The following is an 18,072-nucleotide window of genomic DNA, read 5'->3' as shown; positions in this document are numbered from 1 at the left end:
TCGGAGTTTCGTTTTGAACACGCAACAGCCTCCACTCGAGCCCGATGCTTGTCCCGTTCCGCACCACGTATCGCCCGCCGGGGACGGTGGCGACTACGTCCCGCTGTACTCCCCGGAATTCGCCGCCGATCCACACACCGCTTACCGGGAGATGCGTAGCCGCTACGGCGCGATGGCGCCGGTGGAACTCGCGCCGGGAGTGCCCGCGACCCTGGTGCTCGATTACTACACCGCAGTGCGCATCCTGAACGATCCAGACCACTTCCCTGCTGATCCACGCGGCTGGCAGCAGGCGATCCCCGTCGAATGTCCGGTACGGCCGATACTCGAGTGGCGTCCGAACGCACTGCGCAGTGCCGGTAACGAACACACCCGCTATCGGCAGGCCATCGCCGCGGCCATCGATGGAGCCGATCTCCATGCCTTGCATGCCACCGTGGAGTCCATTGCCGTACCGCTGATCGAGGCCTTCAGCTCGTCCGGTTCGGTGGACCTGATCAGCCAATACGCCTTACCGCTCGCATTCGGCGCGATCAACGCGATGCTGGGCTGTCCACCGGAGATCGGCCAGCGGGTCGCACAAGCGACTGCCGCGATTTTCGACGGGGTCGACGCCGAACAAGGCAACAAAATGCTCAGCGAGGCATTGCTGGACCTGATCGACTCGAAGCGAGCCGAACCCGGCGACGACATCACCACGCGACTACTCGAACATCCCACCCGCCTCGACGAGTCGGAGTTGATTCATCAGCTCGCCATCTTGTATGGCGCGGGAATCGAACCGCAACAGAATCTGATCGTCAACACGCTGCTGCTCATGCTCACCGACGAGCGGTTCGCGGGAAATGTGTTGGGCGGCAGCCTATCGACCCGGGACGCGCTCGACGAGGTGTTGTTCGCAGACCCACCGATGGCCAATTTTTGCGTCACATATCCACGGCAACCGATTCTGTCCAGCAATATCTGGCTGCCAGCGAACCAACCGGTCGTCATCAGCATGGCCGCCTGCAACAACGATCCAACGATCAGCGGCGGTGAGTACCTCGGCAATCGTTCGCACTTGGCATGGGGTGCTGGACCGCACGCCTGCCCGGCGCGAACTGCGGCCTATCTGATCGCCCAAGATGCCATCGATCAACTCCTCGACGCCCTGCCCGATCTGACGCTGGCCGTGCCGGTGGATGAACTGAGCTGGCGGCCCGGTCCGTTCCACCGCGCTCTTGCTGCCCTGCCCGTGGTCTTCCCGGTGTCGACGACGCGCTGACCGCAATTCGGCGATCCGCACCAGCTCAGTGCGGCGTGGTTTCCACCGGCGCGGCCGCGGCGAAATTCACCATATTCGCTGGGCGGACGAAGGTTTCGGCGAAGGCGTCGGCCAGTGCGGTGTCCTCCTGTGCGGCCAGCATCAATTCCCGCACGGCCGGTGGGGGGTCGAGCACGGCCATTGTCCAGCGTGCCGCGGCATGGGCGATCGCGGTCAGCCACGGCTGTGCCGCCGAGGTCATCCAGGCCCGGTCGAACGGGCCGGTGGGATTGTCCAGAATCGCCGCGCTGTACTGGGCGGCGCAGTGCGCGGCGCTGTTGGCGCCCTGCGCACCGCCGGGATCCATCCGGCACACGACATCGCCGCCGCCGAGTACGAGGGTGCCGGAGGGCAGGGTGCCGATCGGCTCGCGCATGGTCGGCGGTACGGCGCCGACCAGAGTCGCGCCACCGTCGGTCAATTCGGCATTGCGATACCGATCGGAAAGTGCCGCAGGCAGATACCTTTGCAAGAGTTGTACAGCCCGCGGCAGTCGCTCGGCCGGGACCGTATGCGCGAAAACATCCAATCCGCTGCCGGGCAATCCCTCGAAAAGCAGTATTTCGCAACGCCTCTCCTGTCCGGGAGGACCGGTCAGGCCCGGATAGGAAATGATCTCGCCGTGGCCGGGAAGGGCCGTGTAGGTTCCGAGGTCGTCCGGATCGGGCTCGACGCCGTCGAGGTACAGCACCGCCAGTCGACGCATCGGCTCGGTCGGAACCGACCAGCTGGGGTCGGCGGGAAAGTACGCGGCGAGCTCACGCGATGCTCGGGTCACAACGGTCAGATCGTATTCCGCAGCGCGCCGATCCAGTTGCGGCACAGACAGGTCGGCGATCTCCAGATTGCCGCCCGCAGCCGCGAAGTCGGCAAGCCAGCGCGCGAACACCGTCCGCTGGTCGACACTCTGCGCTGGTTCGCTGAAGCGTCCGGCCCACCCGGACACCACGTTACGGTCGACGACCAGGCTGAACCGGATGCCCAGGATCCGGGGCGCAATCGAGCGCCAGATACCCAGCCCCGCTCGAGATTCGAGGTCCAAAGTCGGCACGAACTTCACCTGTGTGCTGGTCACCGAGCCGGACAGCACCGCGGCCGCGTCGCGATCGGTCACCAGGGTGACCGGGATGCCGCTGTGCCGCAGCCGCAGTGCCAGCGGTAGGCCACACTCGCCGGCGCCGAGTATCTGAATTCCGCGCACGTGAAATCCTTCCGATGGTGAATTCGCTGGTCTCAGCTTCGCGACATAGGTAGGTCACGGACATCGGGTGCAACGACGAATGTTTCAGATACCGGCTGACTAGTGTGCTCACCATGACCGGGCGGTATTCATCGAGCCTCGGATCGCTGCCGTCAGCCGCCAGTGATTTCGTCGGACGTGAACGGGAGCTGGACAAGATCGCGGAGTTGCTGCTGGATTCGGCGCGTCTGATCACCTTGATCGGTTCGGGTGGTATCGGCAAGACTCGCCTTGCCACCGAGGCGGTGCACCGCTACCACAAGGCTCGTCGGGTTCCCGTCCATTGGGTTCGGCTGGCGCGGCTGGCGAGCGGGGCGGATGTGTCGGCGGTCGAGGACGAGGTCGCGCAGTCGATCGTCGACGCCGACTTCTCCGATAGATCGGTATGGGCCGCTCTGGTCGACACCCTCACTCGTTCCGACGCCGTGGGCCACCGACTGCAGACGGTCCTGGTGATGGACAATTGTGAGCACGTCCTCGACGGCGCCGGGCGGTTGATCTGCGACCTACTCGACGCGGTGCCCGGGTTGACGGTGCTGGCGACCAGTCGCGAGGCGGTCGGCTGGGTCGATGAGCAATTGGTGCCGATCGGTTCCTTGCCGCGGGAACAGGCGACGCGACTGTTCCGCCAGCGAGCCGAACTCACCGGGCGCGCCATCGCCGATGATCAACTCGCGCTGGTCGATTCGATCTGCAGGCATGTGGACAACCACCCGCTCTACATCCGGCTGGCCGCCGCCCGCCTACGGCGCCAACCGTTGCGCATGATTCTGCGCGACCTGAGCGGTGAGGCAGGCGATCGGCGGCTGCGGTGGTCCCCCGGTCCACGCGTCGGCGCCGAGGAACGGCATCAGGGCATCCGGGATGTCATCGCATGGTCCTACGACCTGTGCACGGAACAGGAACGCCTGCTCTTCGATCGGATGTCGGTCTTCGCCGCGGGTTACGACGTGGATCCCGACGATGAAGCCGATGCGTCCGTGCTCGATGTCGGTGCGGAACTGGATGCGATCGAGGGTGTCTGCGCCGATCTCGACATCGTCGGCGGCGACCCGCGCGTCAGCATCGCGACGGACGAGGTCGAGGGTCTTTTGGAGCGTTTGGCGGATCAGTCTCTGGTGTCGGTACACCTGACTTCCGATACGGTCCGTTACTCACTGTTGGAGAGCTTCCGCGTATTCGCTCAGCAGCGATTGCGCGAGCGCTCGGCCGGCGCCGAATGGGAGCGACTGACCGCCCGGCATCGGCGCTACTACCGCGACAAAGTCATGCTGGCCTGCGCCGAATGGTGCAGCCCGGCGGAACAGGATCTGCTCGATTGGGCGCGGGCGGCTTGGGACAACCTGCTCTGCGCGATCGACGGAAGTCTTACCACCCCGGGGGAATCGGTGATCGGGCTGGAAATCGTCGTCGGCTTGATCTCCTTGCGTGTCCCCTTCATCAAGGGGTCGCTGCGCGAGTCTCGGCGCTGGGCCGAGCGGACGCTGGCGGCGACGCGCGAACTCGACCCACAACCCGTCGAACTCCAGATATCGGCGATGGCCCTGATCGGCTGGATCAGCCTGTGCCAGGGTGTGCACGAGGACGCCGAGCGGATGCTCGAGGCGTGCGTCGCGGCATGCGTGACAGATCCGGCGGCACGGGCGAACTGGCGCAATACCTCCGAGCGTGATCTCGGTCTGCCCGCACCCGTCGAGTTCACGCGCGGTAGCGAACTGATGCTGGTGCAGGGCGATGCGCGTGCGGTAGCAGTGCTCGGGAGCGCTCGCCAGAAGTTCGCCGCTGGTGGTGATCTCGGTGGTGCGGCCATGTGCGAGCTGTTCGAGGCACTTGCCGCCGGTTTCGGCGGCACCGCTGTGCAGGCCATCGAGATTGCCCGGCGTCATCTCGACAACGCCGTTGCGGCGGGGGCGCGCTGGGCGAAATCCTGGGCCGAATTGGCATGGGCGATTTCCCTGACCAAATATGGTGACCCCGAGGAAGCGCTCGCCGTCGGGCGCTCCGCGTTGGCGGATCAGGTCGCGATGCGTGACCAATGGGGTGCCCTCTGGGCGGTGCACATCCGGATGTGGACGCTCGCGCGCATGTCGGGCGATGCGCGGACCGCGGACGGCGCCGTCTCGGATCAGGTGCTTGCGAGGGCAACCGAAATCGCACTGCTGGGCGGCGGCGTCGCCACCTGGCGGCAGCGCTTGGGCGTGAACATCGCGAACCTGGTGCCATTCGAAACCGAAACCGACAGAGCTATCGGCATCGCGCGGGATGTGCTCGGAAACCAGCTGTTCGAAGCCACTCACCGCGAGGGTGCCATGTTGCGGCCGGAGCACGGCGAGGTGGCACGGCTGGCTTTGGGCACGTTGGCGATGGGCAAGCTGGAGGTGGACCATCCCATCCGGCGCGACCGCCCGTCACCCTGGCAGGAACTCTCGACCGCCGAACAGGAGGTGGCCACGCTCGCAGCGGCGGGCTGGACCAATACGGCGATCGCGGCCAGCCGCGGCAATTCGTTCAAAACCATAGACGCACAGATGGTTTCGATCTTCCAGAAGCTGATGATCACATCGCGAGCCGACATCATCACCTTCGTGCCCGCGGACCGGCGCAGCGACGTCACGAATGCGGCTGCACGTCGACCGACACGTGCACGGCGCGGGCCGGCACCCGAGCGGGGCCGCTGACCGGCGAAAGCGGTAGGGGCGATGTTGTGGGCCTGCCCGGTCGACCGTGCGGCATAGTGTGTAGGCGTGCCTGCCCGTGACACGTCACCGGCCGCGACCGTTCTCGTGGTCGACGATGAGCCCAACATTCTGGACCTGCTCTCCGCCGCCCTGCGGATGAGCGGATTCGACGTGCACACAGCCGCGAGCGGGTACGCCGCGCTGGCCGAGGCAGCGGCGCACCCGCCGGACATCGTGGTGCTGGACGTGATGCTGCCGGATCTGGACGGCTATGCGGTGGCGCGGCGGCTGCGGGAGTCCGACAGCCAGGTGCCGGTGTTGTTCCTGACGTCCCGGGACGCGGTCGAGGATCGGATCGCCGGGCTGGCCGCCGGTGGCGACGACTATGTGACCAAGCCGTTCAGCATCGAAGAGGTCCTGCTGCGACTGCGCGCGATTCTGCGGCGCACCCTCGGCCCGGAGTCCGGTGACGATCGGGTGCTCGAGTATGCGGACCTGGAACTGGACGTCGACGCGCATGCGGCATATCGGGCGGGCACCGAGATCTGGCTGTCGGCCACCGAATTCAGCCTGCTGCGGTATTTGGTGGTCAACGCCGAGAAGGTGGTCAGCAAGCAGCAGATCATCGATCGGGTATGGAGCGCGGAAACCGGGCGCGACGGGCGGGTCGTGGAGACCTTCATCAGCCAGCTCCGGCGCAAGGTCGATGCCGGGAATCCGCCGCTGATCCACACAATTCGCGGTGTCGGGTACACCTTGCGCCGCGGCGGCGGGCGCTCATGAACGGACGCCGGGTGTGGAATCGGGCTCGCCGGTTGACCTTACGCACCCGGCTGCTGCTGGCCCTCGTCGCGATCGCCGGTATCGGAATGGCCGCCTTCGGGCTGCTCAGCGTGACCATGTTGGATCGCGCGCTGCTCGACCGGGTGGACGACCAGCTGAATCACGTTGCCAGCGATATGACTTCGACCAAGCGGCCACCGCCGCCCCCACCGTCCGGCCCGCCGGAGTACGAGCAGTTGCCATCGGATTTCCGGCTGATGTTCTTCGATGTGGACGGTCATCAGATCGGCAAGCTCGGCGCATCGGCCCTGATGAGCACTGTGCCCGCGCTGCCCGCGATGGACGCGGCATCGGTGCGCGCCCGCCCGAACACTGCGTTCACCGTCGGCGACCAGAAGAGCGATATCCGTTGGCGGGTGCGCACCGTCGTGCAGCCCGCGACCGAGTGGCAGCCCGACGGCGGTACCGTCGCGATCGCGATGTCGCTGGCGACCACCGAGGCGACCACCGGCAACCTGCGCACGATCGAGTTGGCGGCGGGTGTGACGCTGCTGCTCGCCATCTGCGTGATCGCGGCGGTACTGGTACGCATCGGCCTGCGACCGCTGACCAGGATCGAGCACACGGCCGAGGCTATCGCCGCCGGGGATCTGGATCGCCGTGTCGCACAGACCGATCCGCACACCGAGGTCGGTCGGCTCGGCACCGCGTTCAACGTGATGGTCACCCGGCTGTCCACGGCACTGCGCCAGCTCGCCGATTCCGAGCAGCGGATGCGGGCGTTCATCGCCGACGCCTCCCATGAACTGCGCACCCCGCTGACCTCCGTCCGCGGCTATGCCGAGCTGTATCGGCGCGGTGGTGCGTCCGACGAGGTGGGCGTGCGCGAGATGATGAGCCGGATCGAGGGCGAGGCGATCCGGATGGGGGTGCTCGTCGACGACCTGTTGCTGCTGGCCAAATCCGATCAGGAACGGGCGCTGGATCTGGCGGAGCTCGATCTGGTGGTGCTCGCGATGGAAGTGGTGCGCGATGCCGCTACCCGAGCCCCGGGGCGGGACATCGGTCTGGAGAGTTCGGATGATCCGGTTCGGGTGGTCGGTGACGAGCATCGATTGCGGCAGGTCGTGACGAATCTGGTCAATAACGCGCTGGTGCATACGCCACCCGAGGCGTCGATCACCGTCAGCGTCGGGATCAGAGCCGCGGCCGCGTTGACCGATCCGATCGCCGCCGAAGCGGGTGCGGTACTGCCCGACGTGTCCGAATTCGCCGTACTCGATGTGCACGACGACGGACCCGGCATCGCGCCGGAGAACGCGCCGCGCATCTTCGATCGCTTCTACCGGGCCGCGGAATCGCGTTCCCGCACCGGCGGTTCGGGACTCGGACTCGCCATTGCCGATGCGATCCTCGGCGCGCACGGCGCCCGGATCCAGCTGTTGCGCACGCCCGGTGCGGGTGCCACCTTCCGGATCCTTTTCGCCGTTTCCTGATCGTCGGCGGATTCGACGCGGATCGGTTAAGTTAATGCCCGTTCTGTTTCCGGCGCGAGCTGGTGCACGCCGCCGATCCCGAGGGCATCATCACCGGCGGTCACGAGAACAAGACCGGGCGGACCGGGGCCATCCATGAAGGCGAAAAGCTGAACACGCCAGCCCGTCTCGCGATGTTCGAGCAGATCATCGCCGACAACCGTGCGGGCGGTCGGCGCAAGCTGAAACGTGAAAACTGAACTCCCGCACCGGAAGTTGGTGCGGGAGTATCCGATCAGTAGCCGATTGTGAAGCGGCGCTGGATGAATCGCGGTAGTTCGGCTTCGTCGAGCAGTGCTACCGCGGCGTCCTCGATGGAAATGCGGCTCTGGCCGTCGGTATCGCGGACCGGCTGGTCACCGCCGACGCGGTAGCGACCGGTGCGTTCGCCGGGGGCGATGAGTTCTGCCGGGCTGAGGTAGGTCCAGAGCCGATTCGAGGTGCGCAGGACATCGAGGGCGGCGCGGTGGCCGCGTACCGCGGCGGCGTACTCGCGGGGGAGGCCGAGTCCTTCGAGGGTATCGGCGAGGCGTTGGTCGTCATCGGCGGTGACTCGGCCGGGCTCGTACTCCAGACTCCCTGCGCCGCCGACGACGATCAGCCGCGTGCGTGGGTGCGTGTGCAGTGCATCGAGCAGTGCGCGAGCGGCACTCGCGTAGACCGTCGGATCGGCGATCGAGCGCGCGACGGTGTCATCGAAATCCGCTGCCGCATTTCCCGGTTGGTAGCAGCTGATCAGGACGTCCATGCCGGGGAGCGCCGCGGCGATGGCCGCGCTGTCGAAGATGTCGAGGCTGCGCCAGGTGACGTTCGGCCTGCTGGTGGTGATCTGGCCTGCGTCCCTGGTGAACGCCGTGACGTGGTGGCCGCGGGCAACGGCCTCGGTGAGTACTCGCTGGCCGATATTGCCGGTCGCGCCGACGATTCCGATGAACATTGTTCTCCTCGAACTGGTTGATACGGCGTGTAGAAACTATACGCCGTGAAGTATTTGTGCAATGTCAAGTTTTCTCACGCCGCTGTAGAGTTGCCGCCGTGGGCACTGCGACGCCGAGCCGGCGGGAGTTACGACGCTCCGAGACGACAGCGGAGATCAAGCAGGTCGCGCTCGGGTTGATGGCCGAGGGTGGACCGGGCGCCATCACGCTGCGGGCGATCGCGCGCGAAATGGGCATGACTGCCAACGCCGTCTACAGCTACTTCCCGACCCGCGATGACCTGATCACCGCGCTGATCAACGACGTGTACTCCGAACTCGCCGATGCGGTCGAGGCGGCACGCGATGCCCGTCCCGCAACCGATGCATCCGGCCGAATCCTCGCGTGGGCCTGTGCATTTCGCGATTGGGCATTGGCGAATTCGGCCGGGTTCCGCCTCATCTACGGCGACCCAGTGCCCAACTACGAGCCTCCCGAGGGTGGCGCGGCCCCGGACGCGGAGCACCGAGTGTGCGCCGGTCTGACCGGTTTGGCCGCAGGCGCGTGGCCACACGCAGAAAATCTCTACGCGGACAACGGCTTCGAGTGGTCGGACTTCGAACCGAAACTCGTCGAAGAGGTCAAGGCGGAGTTCCCCGGCCTACCGCCCGCCGCTGTCGCGATCGCCCTGCGCATCTGGGGCCACCTGCACGGCTTGGTCTCCCTGGAAATCCTCGGCCACCTGCGCTCCCAGACCACCGATCCGGAAAAGCTGTACCGCAACGAGATTCGCCATCTCATCCGATCGCTGGGCTTGAAGACACCCGAGCGCTGAGCCCGGTTGTGGGCTCCGGCGGCTGCCGTTTCGGCGGCCTTCCGCATCGGCATCGCACTGCCAGGTGGGCATGCAGACTGGAATCTTCAGCCGACCGTTGCGTTCTGCATCGTCGCGGTGGCCGTGGCAATTCGCGAGGTGCGGCACGCGGTTTCGCCCCCGGCCTCGAGCCTGAGGGCGTGCACGGGGATTCGGACTGATCGCCCGCGCCCGATGGCACTCGGTGGTGCTGTATCAGCTGGCGGCGCGGGTGCCGTCCAGCGTGTCGGCAGCCGGATCGCCGATGGCCGCGCGGGCGGCGCGTTCGGTGAGGGCGGCGAGGAAGGGGAGGCGAGCGTCGCCGAGGGACATGGCGTGATTGCCGAGGTGGTTGGTGACGAAGCCGATGCCGAGGCCGAGGCTGGGATTGGCGATACCGCCGGAGCCGCCGATGCCGAAGTGGCCGAGGGCCTGGCGGGTGAGGCGGGTGCCGACAATGGCGCGGTGGTAGCCGAGTGCGAAATGCGGTGGGGCGCCGAGGACGTAGTCGTAGCGGCTGTTCGGCGGCATTTCCGCGATGCGGCGTGTGGTTTCGGGACGGAGCAGGCGGCGGTGGCCGACCAAGCCGTCGTTGCCGATTGCGCCGTACATCTTGGCGATGGCACGGGCGGTGAAAACGCCGTTCCATCCGGGCATCATCGCATCGTAGGGACGCATGCCGAGGGTCATATCGGCCCAACCGTCGTAGACCGCGCTGCGGGCGGAATTCATCACCTTCACCGAGGCGAAGGGTGCGATGAGCGTGTCGAACGGGACCCTGGCGATGCCGAGACGGGGCGAGAGCCGAGCCAGCCGCTGCCGCTGGTTGTCGGGTACACCGAACCAGAAGTCGTTGTCGCCCAGCGGCTCTCGGAGTTCACTGCGCACGAGGTCGGTGAAGTCGCGGCCGGTGGCGCGCTGCGCGATCTCCGCGACCAGGGTGCCGAAGGTCAGGCCGTGATATCCGGAAGCCCGCAGCCGCAGTGGATCCGGCGCGGATGCGGCCATTGCGGCCGCCACGGCATCGTGGTCGAGCAGATCGTCCGAGTCGGCGACCAGATCGCGGGTGCGCTGCAATCCGGCGCGGTGATTCAGTACCTCGCGAATCGTGATGTCGCCCTTGCCTCGCGCCGCGAATTCCGGCCAGTAGTTCGCCACCGGCGCGTCCAACTCGAGTACGCCGCGCTCGATCAGCCGATGCGCGACCGTCGCGGTGACGCCCTTGCCGGTCGAATAGGACAGTGCCATGGAGTTGGTCCGCCACCGCCGGTCGCTATCTGCCCACCCGGCCCAGATATCGAGGACCGGCTCTCCGCGGAGGTACACCGCCAGTGCGCCGCCGCCCTGGTTCTTGCGCCGGAACATCGCAAAGAACTTCGCCGCGACGGCGGTGAATCGGTCATCGACCAGCATGTGGCCGGGCACGCCCGCGCCATCGGTGCTCGCAGCTGGCATGGTCAGACTCCTTTGTCTGTCAGATAACGCCCAGGCTGCTGCTAGCAGTTGCAAGCGGCCTGCTAACTTACTGTAACCAGCGTTACGCGATAGATGCAATGGTGCGTACCGGTGGGCGGAATACCTGGTTCGTCACGCCATCCGGCACCTCGATGACGCCGGATCTATCACGCTCACCAATGGCATCTCCACCTTCTCCGAGCCGGGCCGCCTGTCCTTCGCGGCCGCGGTCAATGCGGGTCTGGGCGGCTTCGTGCCCGCGGCGGCGCTCGAGCTGCCGCGCGGAATCCGCTTGAACTCGGTGAGTCCGGGCTGGATCTCGGAGACCCTGATTACGCTCGGGCGTGACGGTTCTGCGGGCACTCCGGTCGCCGATGTAGTCCGGTCCTATGTAGAGCTGATCGAAGGATCCGCCCACGGCCGGGTGGTCGAGCCATGACCAGGTACCGGCCGCGGGGGTGACCCTTCACAGGCGTGGGTCGACCGGCTCCGATTCGAGGGCGAGGACAGCGAATACCGCTTCGTGCACGCGCCACAGCGGCTCGCCCGCGACGAATCGGTCCAGCGCTTCCAGGCCCAGTGCGTACTCGCGCAGCGCCATCGAGCGCTTGCGGCCCAGACCGCGGGTGCGCAACCTGCGTAGGTTGTCATCGCGCAGGTATTCCGGGCCATAGATGATCCGGAGGTATTCGGGGCCGCGGCATTTCACGGCCGGCTGGACCAAGTGGTCACCTTCGCTACGGACCAGCGCCTCGTACGGCTTCACCACCATGCCCTCGCCGCCCGCCGTGGTCAGCTCGGTCCACCAGCTGGTGGCGGCGGCTTCGCTGTCCGGATCGGTCAGATCGACGATCTTTCGGCCGGTCGGGGCGAACAGGCCTGCGTCGGCGGCGACCAGCTGGTCGATCGTCGACAGCTGCCAATCATGGTCGCGCACCGCGTAATTGATGCCCGCACCGGCCAGGATCTGGAACGGCGCGATCCGTAGACCGGCCAGGCCGTCCACCGGCCAGCAGTAGCGGCCGTATGCGGTGGTGAAGGCCGCCGCGTCGGTCTCGCGTGCGGCCGTGCGTTCCGCGAGATCGGTGACGTCCAAGCCACGGGCGGCGACAGCGGTCAGCAGATCGGTCGCGGTGCCGAGTGCGGCACGGGCGGCCGCACCGACGGCGGCGTACTGATTGCGCAGCAGGCCGACGGCTTTGGCCGACCATGGCATCAGCTCGGCATCGAGCAGCAGCCATTCGGTGTTCAATTCCTCGAACAGGCCGGCTGTTTCGGCCGCGGCACGCACGCGGGCGAGCAACTCCTCGGTCCGCGCGGCGTCGTCGAAGAACGGACGCCCGGTGCGGGTGTAGAGCGCACCGGTGCTGCCGTCGTCGACGCCGAACCGATCGGACGCGGCCGGCGCCGAGCGCGTCACGAGGACGATTGCGCGCGAGCCCATGTGCTTCTCCTCGCACACCACGCGTCGCACACCCTCGGACCGGTAGTAGTCGAAGGCCTCGGCGGGATGTTCGAGGTGGCCGTCCAGCTGCGTGGTCGCACACGGCGCCATGGTCGGCGGCAGGTACACCAGCCAGCGCGGATCGATGGCGAAGCGGCTCATCACTTCCAATGCGGCCCCGGCGTTTCCTCCTGCACGCCGACGCGGCCGTGCTGGCGGGTCTCCACTACCCGGCGGCCCATCACATCGTCGAGATCGAGCACGCCGGGATCGCGGTGCGTTACCCCGCCGGGCGTCGCCATGGTGGTGGCCTGCAGCGGACGCACCGGCTCGTACCAAACCCGTTCGGCCGGAACCGAAACCGGCACGCGCTCCGGATAGCGCAGGGCTGAGAGCTCGCCGCCGAAGACGACGCCGGTGTCCAGGCAGAGAGTGTTGTTCACCCAGCGCAGATCGGTCACCGGCGTGTGGCCGTACAGCACGGTGGCGCGGCCACGGTAATCCTCGGCCCACGGATAACGCACCGGCAGACCGTATTCGTCTGTCTCACCGGTGGATTCGCCGTACATCGCGAAGGCGCGCACCCGGCCCGACGCACGCCCGTGGTACTCCTGCTTGAGCCCGGCGTGCGCGACCACGAGGCGGCCGCCGTCGAGCACGTAGTGGCTGATCAGTCCGCGGCAGAAGTCCAGCGCCGCCTTGCGGAAATCCTCGTCCTCGGTCTCCAACTGGGCCAGCGATTCCGCGAGGCCGTGCGCGATACGCACCTTCTTGCCGTCGAGTGCGCGCACCAGCTTGTTCTCGTGATTTCCGGTGACACACAGCGCCGTTCCCGCGCCCACCATCCCCATGACGAGTCGGAGCACACCCGGGGTATCCGGTCCGCGATCGACCAGATCGCCGACGAATACCGCGGTGCGCCCGGCCGGGTGGCTCGCGCCGACAGCCCGGCCGGCATCGTCACGCGCCAGGTCGTAGCCGAGTTCGCCGAGCAGCGTCTCCAATTCGGAGCGGCAGCCGTGCACGTCGCCGATCACATCGAACGGTCCGGTGAGTTCACGCCTATCGTTCCAGGCCTTTTCGTCGACAATGGTCGCCGACTCGATCTCCTCGACGCCGCGCAGTATGTACACCTTCCGGAAGCCCTCGCGTTCCAGACCGCGTAGGCCGCGGCGCAGTTCGCGCTGCTGCCGGGACACCACGTGCCTGGCCAGGTGCGCTCGATCGGGACGTTGCGTATTGCGTTCGAAGCACACGTCATCGGACACGTCGAGCACGATCGCCACCGGCAGTACGTCGTGCGCTCGCGCGACCGCGATCAGTTCCTGACGCGCCTTGGGCTGCACATTGGTGGCGTCGATAACGGTGCGCAGGCCGCGCCGCAGCCGGACACCGGCGATGTGGTGCAGCAGTGCGAAAGCGTCCGGCGTCGACGACTGATCGTTCTCGTCATCGCTGACAATGCCGCGACAGGCATCCGAGGAGACGATCGTGGTATGCCGAAAGTGCTTGCGCGCGAAAGTCGATTTACCCGAGCCGGTGCTGCCGATCAGCACGACGAGGGAGAGCTCGGGGACGGATAGCTCGGTCATCACGCGGCTCCTCTCGTACTGCTGTCGATTGTGGCCTTGGTGAACAGGGCCAGTTGCGTGGGTGGGCCGAATTCAGGATGTTCGACACCGACGGGTGCGAACCGCACCGTGTAGCCATACCGTTCGGCCACGCGAGAGGCCCAATCCGCGAATTCCGCACGGGTCCATTCGAAGCGGTGATCGGAGTGCCGGAATTTGCCGGCGGGCAGCGTCTCGTACACCACATTGTGCTCGGCATTCGGCGTCGTCACTACTACGGACCCCGGTGCGGCCGAGCCGAATACCGAGTATTCGAGCGCACCCAACCGCGGCTCGTCGACGTGCTCGACAACCTCCATCAGCACGGCAGCGTCGTATCCGCGCAGCCGCGCATCGGTATACGTCAACGCACCCTGCAGCAATGTCAAACGCTGCGCCACTCGCTCCGGCATCCGATCCAGCCGCAACCGCCGCTTGGTGACGTTCAAGGCGCGCATCGATACGTCGACGCCGACAACTTCGGTAAAAGCCTTGTCGGCCAGTAGTTCCCGCAACAATGCCCCCTCGCCGCAGCCGAGATCGAGCACCCGATGCGCCCCGACGCCCCGCAGCGCGGCCAGCACCGCCGCCCTTCGCATGACCGCCAACGACGGTGCCCGCTCTTCGCCCTCGGTCGCCGCCGGCTCCGCAGCCGTTGCCTGCGCCGACATGGCTTCCGACTCCGTGGCCTCTGCGGCCGTGGGTTCAGCGGTCGTGGCTTCCGAGGACGTGACCTCTGTGGGTGCGGCCTCTGCCGCCGAGATCTCGGTCGACCGGGTCGCTGCCGGTACACCTGCTCCGGCGCTATTGCCCACGGCCTTGGGTCCACTGCCCGGCGAACCGGCTGCGACAGCCGCTCCGTCAGTCGCTTCCAGCGCCTCGTCGACCCCCTCCTCGACGGCATCGAGCTCCTCGGCCTCCGCATCGTCCACCTCGGCCAGCCGCGCCAGCGCCGTCCGTACCAGCGACTGACGTCGCGCCAGGTAGCGTCGCGTGATCCAGCCCCGCTCCGGATGCTCGGCCAGCCAGCCGGCCCCCGCGCGAATGAGCTTGTCGACCTCGTCGGCGGCCAGCCAGTAGTGCTTGGCCCCGTCGAGCACCGGCAGCAGGACATACAGGTGCGCGAGGGCGTCGGCAAGGCGGATGGTTCCGGCGAGTTCCAGTCGCACATAATGCGAATCGCCCCACTCCGGGAAGGCCGGATCGAGGGGGAGCGGTTCGGCGAGCACGGTCCAGCCCAGCGGTGCGAAGACCCGCTCGGCCGCCTCCGGTCCGCCCTTGCACGGCACCGCGGGCAACACGATCCGCAAGGGCAGTGCCGTCTGCGCCAACTCGGGCCGCTGATCGCAACGTCCGTGCAGTGCCGTGCGGAATACCGTGCCGAGTGCCACCGACAGCAGCGACGAGGCGGCATACGGCCGATCGTTGACATACTGCCCGAGGCTGAAATCCGGTGTGCTGCGCGATCGCCCGCGCACCAACCGAATCGGATCCACCTCCAACAACAGCGCTGCCGTACACCGAGCCGCGGTCGCCTCCGGGTACACCACATGCGCGGTGCCATAGGACTGCTCGAACGCCTGCACCCGGTCCGGGTTCTTGTGCAGCAAGAAGCCCAGATCGGTCGCGGGCCAAGCCGCGCCCTCCGGCGGTGTGCAGGTGATCGTCAACAGCATCTTGCGATCGTCGCCGAGCCGCACACCGCACGCAAGGAAGTTTCGCGAGGCTTATCAGAGACTGAGGTTCGGCCAGGTCCAGTCGGCGACCGCAGGAATGTCCTCGCCGTGTTCGCGAGTCCAGGCGCGGGCCTTCCAGCGGGCGTCGACCATCTCCTGTCGCAGTCCCGCCGCCTTCTCCCGCAAGGTCGGCACCCGGTCGATCACGTCCATGACCAAGTGGTACCGGTCCAGATCGTTGAGCATCACCATATCGAAAGGTGTTGTGGTGGTGCCTTTTTCCTTGTATCCGCGCACGTGCAACTCGCTGTGGTTGGTGCGCTGGTAGGTGAGTCGGTGGATCAGCCACGGGTACCCGTGGAATGCGAAGATCACCGGCCGGTCCCGGGTGAACAGTGTGTCGAACTCGCTATCGGACAGGCCATGTGGATGTTCGTCCGATGGTTGCAGCCGCATCAGGTCGACCACATTCACCACTCGCATCCGCAGTTCCGGCAGCCGTGCACGCAGAATCGCCGCCGCCGCGAGCGTTTCCAGCGTCGGCACATCTCCGGCGCAGGCGAGTACGACATCGGGCGTGGTGCCGAGATCGTCGTTCTGTCCGGCCCAGCCCCAGATTCCGGCACCGCGCGCGCAGTGCACCGCGGCATCGGAAACCGAAAGCCAGTCCGCCTGCGGCTGTTTCCCGGCGACCACCACATTGACGTAATGCCGTGAACGCAGACAGTGATCGTAGGTCGACAGCAGCGTATTCGCGTCCGGTGGCAGATACACCCGCACGATCGATGGCTTCTTGTTCAGCACGACATCGAGGAAGCCGGGATCCTGATGGGTGAAGCCATTGTGGTCCTGTCGCCAAACATGTGATGACAGCAGGTAATTCAGGCTCGCGATGGGTCGCCGCCACGGCACCGCCGCACTCGCGTCCAGCCATTTGGCGTGCTGATTGAACATCGCGTCGACGATGTGGATGAAGGCCTCGTAGCAGGTGAACACCCCGTGCCTGCCGGTCAGCAGATATCCCTCGAGCAGCCCCTGGCACATATGCTCGGACAGCACCTCGATCACCCGTCCGGTGCGGTCGAGATCCACATCGAATTCGCCGATTTCGGCCTGCCAGTTACGACCGGTGACCTGCAGAATGTCCTGCAGCCGATTGCTCGCCAATTCGTCGGGGGCGAAGGTCAGGAAGTTGTCCGCATTGCGCGCGGTGACATCGCGCAGCCACGCGCCGAGCACCCGGGTCGCCTCGTGCTGTGTCGCGCCCGGCTCACGCACCTCGACGCCGTAGGACCGCCAATCGGGCAGCCGCAGATCCCGAACAAGCATGCCCCCATTGGCAATTGGATTCGCGCTCATCCGCCGATTGCCATCGGGCGCCAGGTCGACCAGCGCCGCTAGCGGCCTGCCCGACTCATCGAAGAGCTCCTCCGGCTGGTAGGACCGCAACCACTGTTCGAGCACCGCCCGGTGTCCGTCATCGGTACGCGCGGCCGCGAGCGGCACCTGATGTGCTCGGAAGGTGCCCTCGACCGGATCGCCGTCGACCACCGGCGGGCAGGTCCATCCCTTCGGTGTGCGCAGCACGATCATCGGCCAACTCGGGCGCGCCCCATCGGTTCCCGCGCGTGCGGTCCGCTGAATCTCCGCGATGCGATCCAGCGCGGTGTCGACAGCAATGGCCATTTCCTGGTGCACGTTCGCGGGATCGCTGCCCGCGACGACGATCGGCTCATAGCCGTATCCGCGCATCAGCATCAGCAATTCCGATTCCGAAATGCGCGCCAGGATGGTCGGATTGGCGATCTTGTACTGATTCAACGCGAGAATCGGCAGCACCGCACCGTCGCGCGCCGGGTTGAGGAATTTACCGGCATGCCAGCTGGTGGCCAGCGGCCCGGTCTCCGCCTCACCGTCGCCGACCACGCAGAACACCGTCAGATCCGGATTGTCCAGCGCCGCCCCGAACGCGTGCAGCAGTGAATAGCCCAGCTCACCGCCCTCGTGGAAGGAACCGGGCGTCTCCGGCGCACAGTGACTCGGCACCCCGCCGGGGAAGGAGAACTGGGCGAACAGCGCGCCCATCCCGGTCTCGTCCTGCGGCACATGGCTGTACAGCTCGGAGTACGTTCCCTCCAGCCACGCACAGGCATTCGGCCCCGGTCCGCCGTGTCCTGGTCCGGCGACGAAGACCGCATCGAGATCTCGCTGCCGAATCGCCCGATTGGCGTGCACCCAGACCAGATTCAGGCCGGGCACGGTGCCGAAATGTCCGAGCAACCGCGGCTTGATGTGGTCGGCCCGCAGCGGTTCGCGCAACAGTGGATTGCTCATCAGATAGATCTGGCCCACCGCCAGATAATTCGCGGCCCGCCACCACGCGTCGAGCGATTCCAGTTCGGCGCGATCGAGCGGGCCCGGCGCCTCCGCGAGCCGATACGGCCGGGGTGCGACGGTCGCGCCGACGCTGCTTTCGACATTGTCGGCCGAGGTATCGCCCCCGGCGCTGGCTACCTGGGTCATGCTCGACTCTCCTCACACTCGGGCATCAGCGGCGGCACCTGGAGGGACCGCCGGT

General features: G+C 66.7%; 11 protein-coding genes and 1 pseudogene. 6 read left to right on the top strand and 6 right to left on the bottom strand.

Features of this window, described 5'->3' with window-relative positions:
• Nucleotides 1-13: 13 nt before the first annotated feature.
• Nucleotides 14-1,264 (top strand): cytochrome P450, encoded by a 1,251-nt coding sequence (locus tag ACQPYR_RS35360; RefSeq protein ID WP_433623340.1) that lies wholly within the window; start codon nt 14-16, stop codon nt 1,262-1,264.
• Between the two features lie 25 nt (nt 1,265-1,289).
• Here the strand turns inward: ACQPYR_RS35360 and ACQPYR_RS35355 are convergent, their stop codons facing one another.
• Nucleotides 1,290-2,504 carry a styrene monooxygenase/indole monooxygenase family protein gene (locus ACQPYR_RS35355; RefSeq protein WP_433623338.1) on the bottom strand — a complete coding sequence of 405 codons (1,215 nt, stop codon included), beginning with the start codon at nt 2,502-2,504 and terminating at the stop codon, nt 1,290-1,292.
• Between the two features lie 113 nt (nt 2,505-2,617).
• On the opposite strand from ACQPYR_RS35355, the gene ACQPYR_RS35350 reads away from it, so the two are divergent.
• The 4 genes from ACQPYR_RS35350 (at nt 2,618) to ACQPYR_RS35335 (ending at nt 7,739) form a co-directional block, all read left to right on the top strand.
• Nucleotides 2,618-5,221 carry a LuxR C-terminal-related transcriptional regulator gene (locus tag ACQPYR_RS35350; RefSeq protein ID WP_433623336.1) on the top strand — a complete coding sequence of 868 codons (2,604 nt, stop codon included), beginning with the start codon at nt 2,618-2,620 and terminating at the stop codon, nt 5,219-5,221.
• A 66-nt stretch (nt 5,222-5,287) separates the two neighbouring features.
• Nucleotides 5,288-6,004 (top strand): response regulator transcription factor, encoded by a 717-nt coding sequence (locus ACQPYR_RS35345; protein ID WP_433623334.1) that lies wholly within the window; start codon nt 5,288-5,290, stop codon nt 6,002-6,004.
• Nucleotides 6,001-7,500 (top strand): ATP-binding protein, encoded by a 1,500-nt coding sequence (locus ACQPYR_RS35340; RefSeq protein ID WP_433623332.1) that lies wholly within the window; start codon nt 6,001-6,003, stop codon nt 7,498-7,500. Before ACQPYR_RS35345 ends, ACQPYR_RS35340 begins: the two co-directional genes overlap by 4 nt.
• 62 nt (nt 7,501-7,562) lie before the next feature.
• Nucleotides 7,563-7,739: a hypothetical protein gene (locus ACQPYR_RS35335; RefSeq protein ID WP_433623330.1), complete on the top strand. Its 177-nt coding sequence runs from the start codon at nt 7,563-7,565 to the stop codon at nt 7,737-7,739.
• 35 nt (nt 7,740-7,774) lie between these two features.
• On the opposite strand, the gene ACQPYR_RS35330 is transcribed toward ACQPYR_RS35335, so the two are convergent.
• Nucleotides 7,775-8,476, bottom strand: a complete 702-nt coding sequence (locus tag ACQPYR_RS35330; protein WP_433623328.1) for an NAD(P)-dependent oxidoreductase — start codon at nt 8,474-8,476, stop codon at nt 7,775-7,777.
• A gap of 98 nt (nt 8,477-8,574) precedes the next feature.
• Between ACQPYR_RS35330 and ACQPYR_RS35325 the strand changes: the two genes are divergently transcribed.
• Nucleotides 8,575-9,291: a TetR/AcrR family transcriptional regulator gene (locus ACQPYR_RS35325; RefSeq protein WP_433623325.1), complete on the top strand. Its 717-nt coding sequence runs from the start codon at nt 8,575-8,577 to the stop codon at nt 9,289-9,291.
• A gap of 234 nt (nt 9,292-9,525) precedes the next feature.
• Here the strand turns inward: ACQPYR_RS35325 and ACQPYR_RS35320 are convergent, their stop codons facing one another.
• From ACQPYR_RS35320 to ACQPYR_RS35305, 4 genes and pseudogenes are all read right to left on the bottom strand, one after another.
• Complete coding sequence (locus ACQPYR_RS35320) at nt 9,526-10,764, bottom strand: serine hydrolase domain-containing protein (RefSeq protein WP_433623323.1); 1,239 nt, start codon at nt 10,762-10,764, stop codon at nt 9,526-9,528.
• A gap of 466 nt (nt 10,765-11,230) precedes the next feature.
• Nucleotides 11,231-13,800, bottom strand: a pseudogene (locus ACQPYR_RS35315) (polynucleotide kinase-phosphatase).
• Nucleotides 13,800-15,494 (bottom strand): 3' terminal RNA ribose 2'-O-methyltransferase Hen1, encoded by a 1,695-nt coding sequence (locus ACQPYR_RS35310; RefSeq protein WP_433623321.1) that lies wholly within the window; start codon nt 15,492-15,494, stop codon nt 13,800-13,802. Before ACQPYR_RS35310 ends, ACQPYR_RS35315 begins: the two are co-directional and overlap by 1 nt.
• A 54-nt stretch (nt 15,495-15,548) precedes the next feature.
• The gene (locus tag ACQPYR_RS35305) at nt 15,549-18,017 is read right to left on the bottom strand and encodes a phosphoketolase family protein (RefSeq protein ID WP_433623319.1); all 2,469 of its coding nucleotides are present in this window, start codon (nt 18,015-18,017) and stop codon (nt 15,549-15,551) included.
• Between the last annotated feature and the right edge of the window lie 55 nt (nt 18,018-18,072).

It is taken from the genome of Nocardia sp. CA-120079 (assembly GCF_050955745.1).
Classification (GTDB): Bacteria; Actinomycetota; Actinomycetes; order Mycobacteriales; family Mycobacteriaceae; genus Nocardia.
The sequence above is the reverse complement of the archived record's forward strand: the minus strand, read 5'-3'. Positions and strand labels throughout refer to the sequence as shown.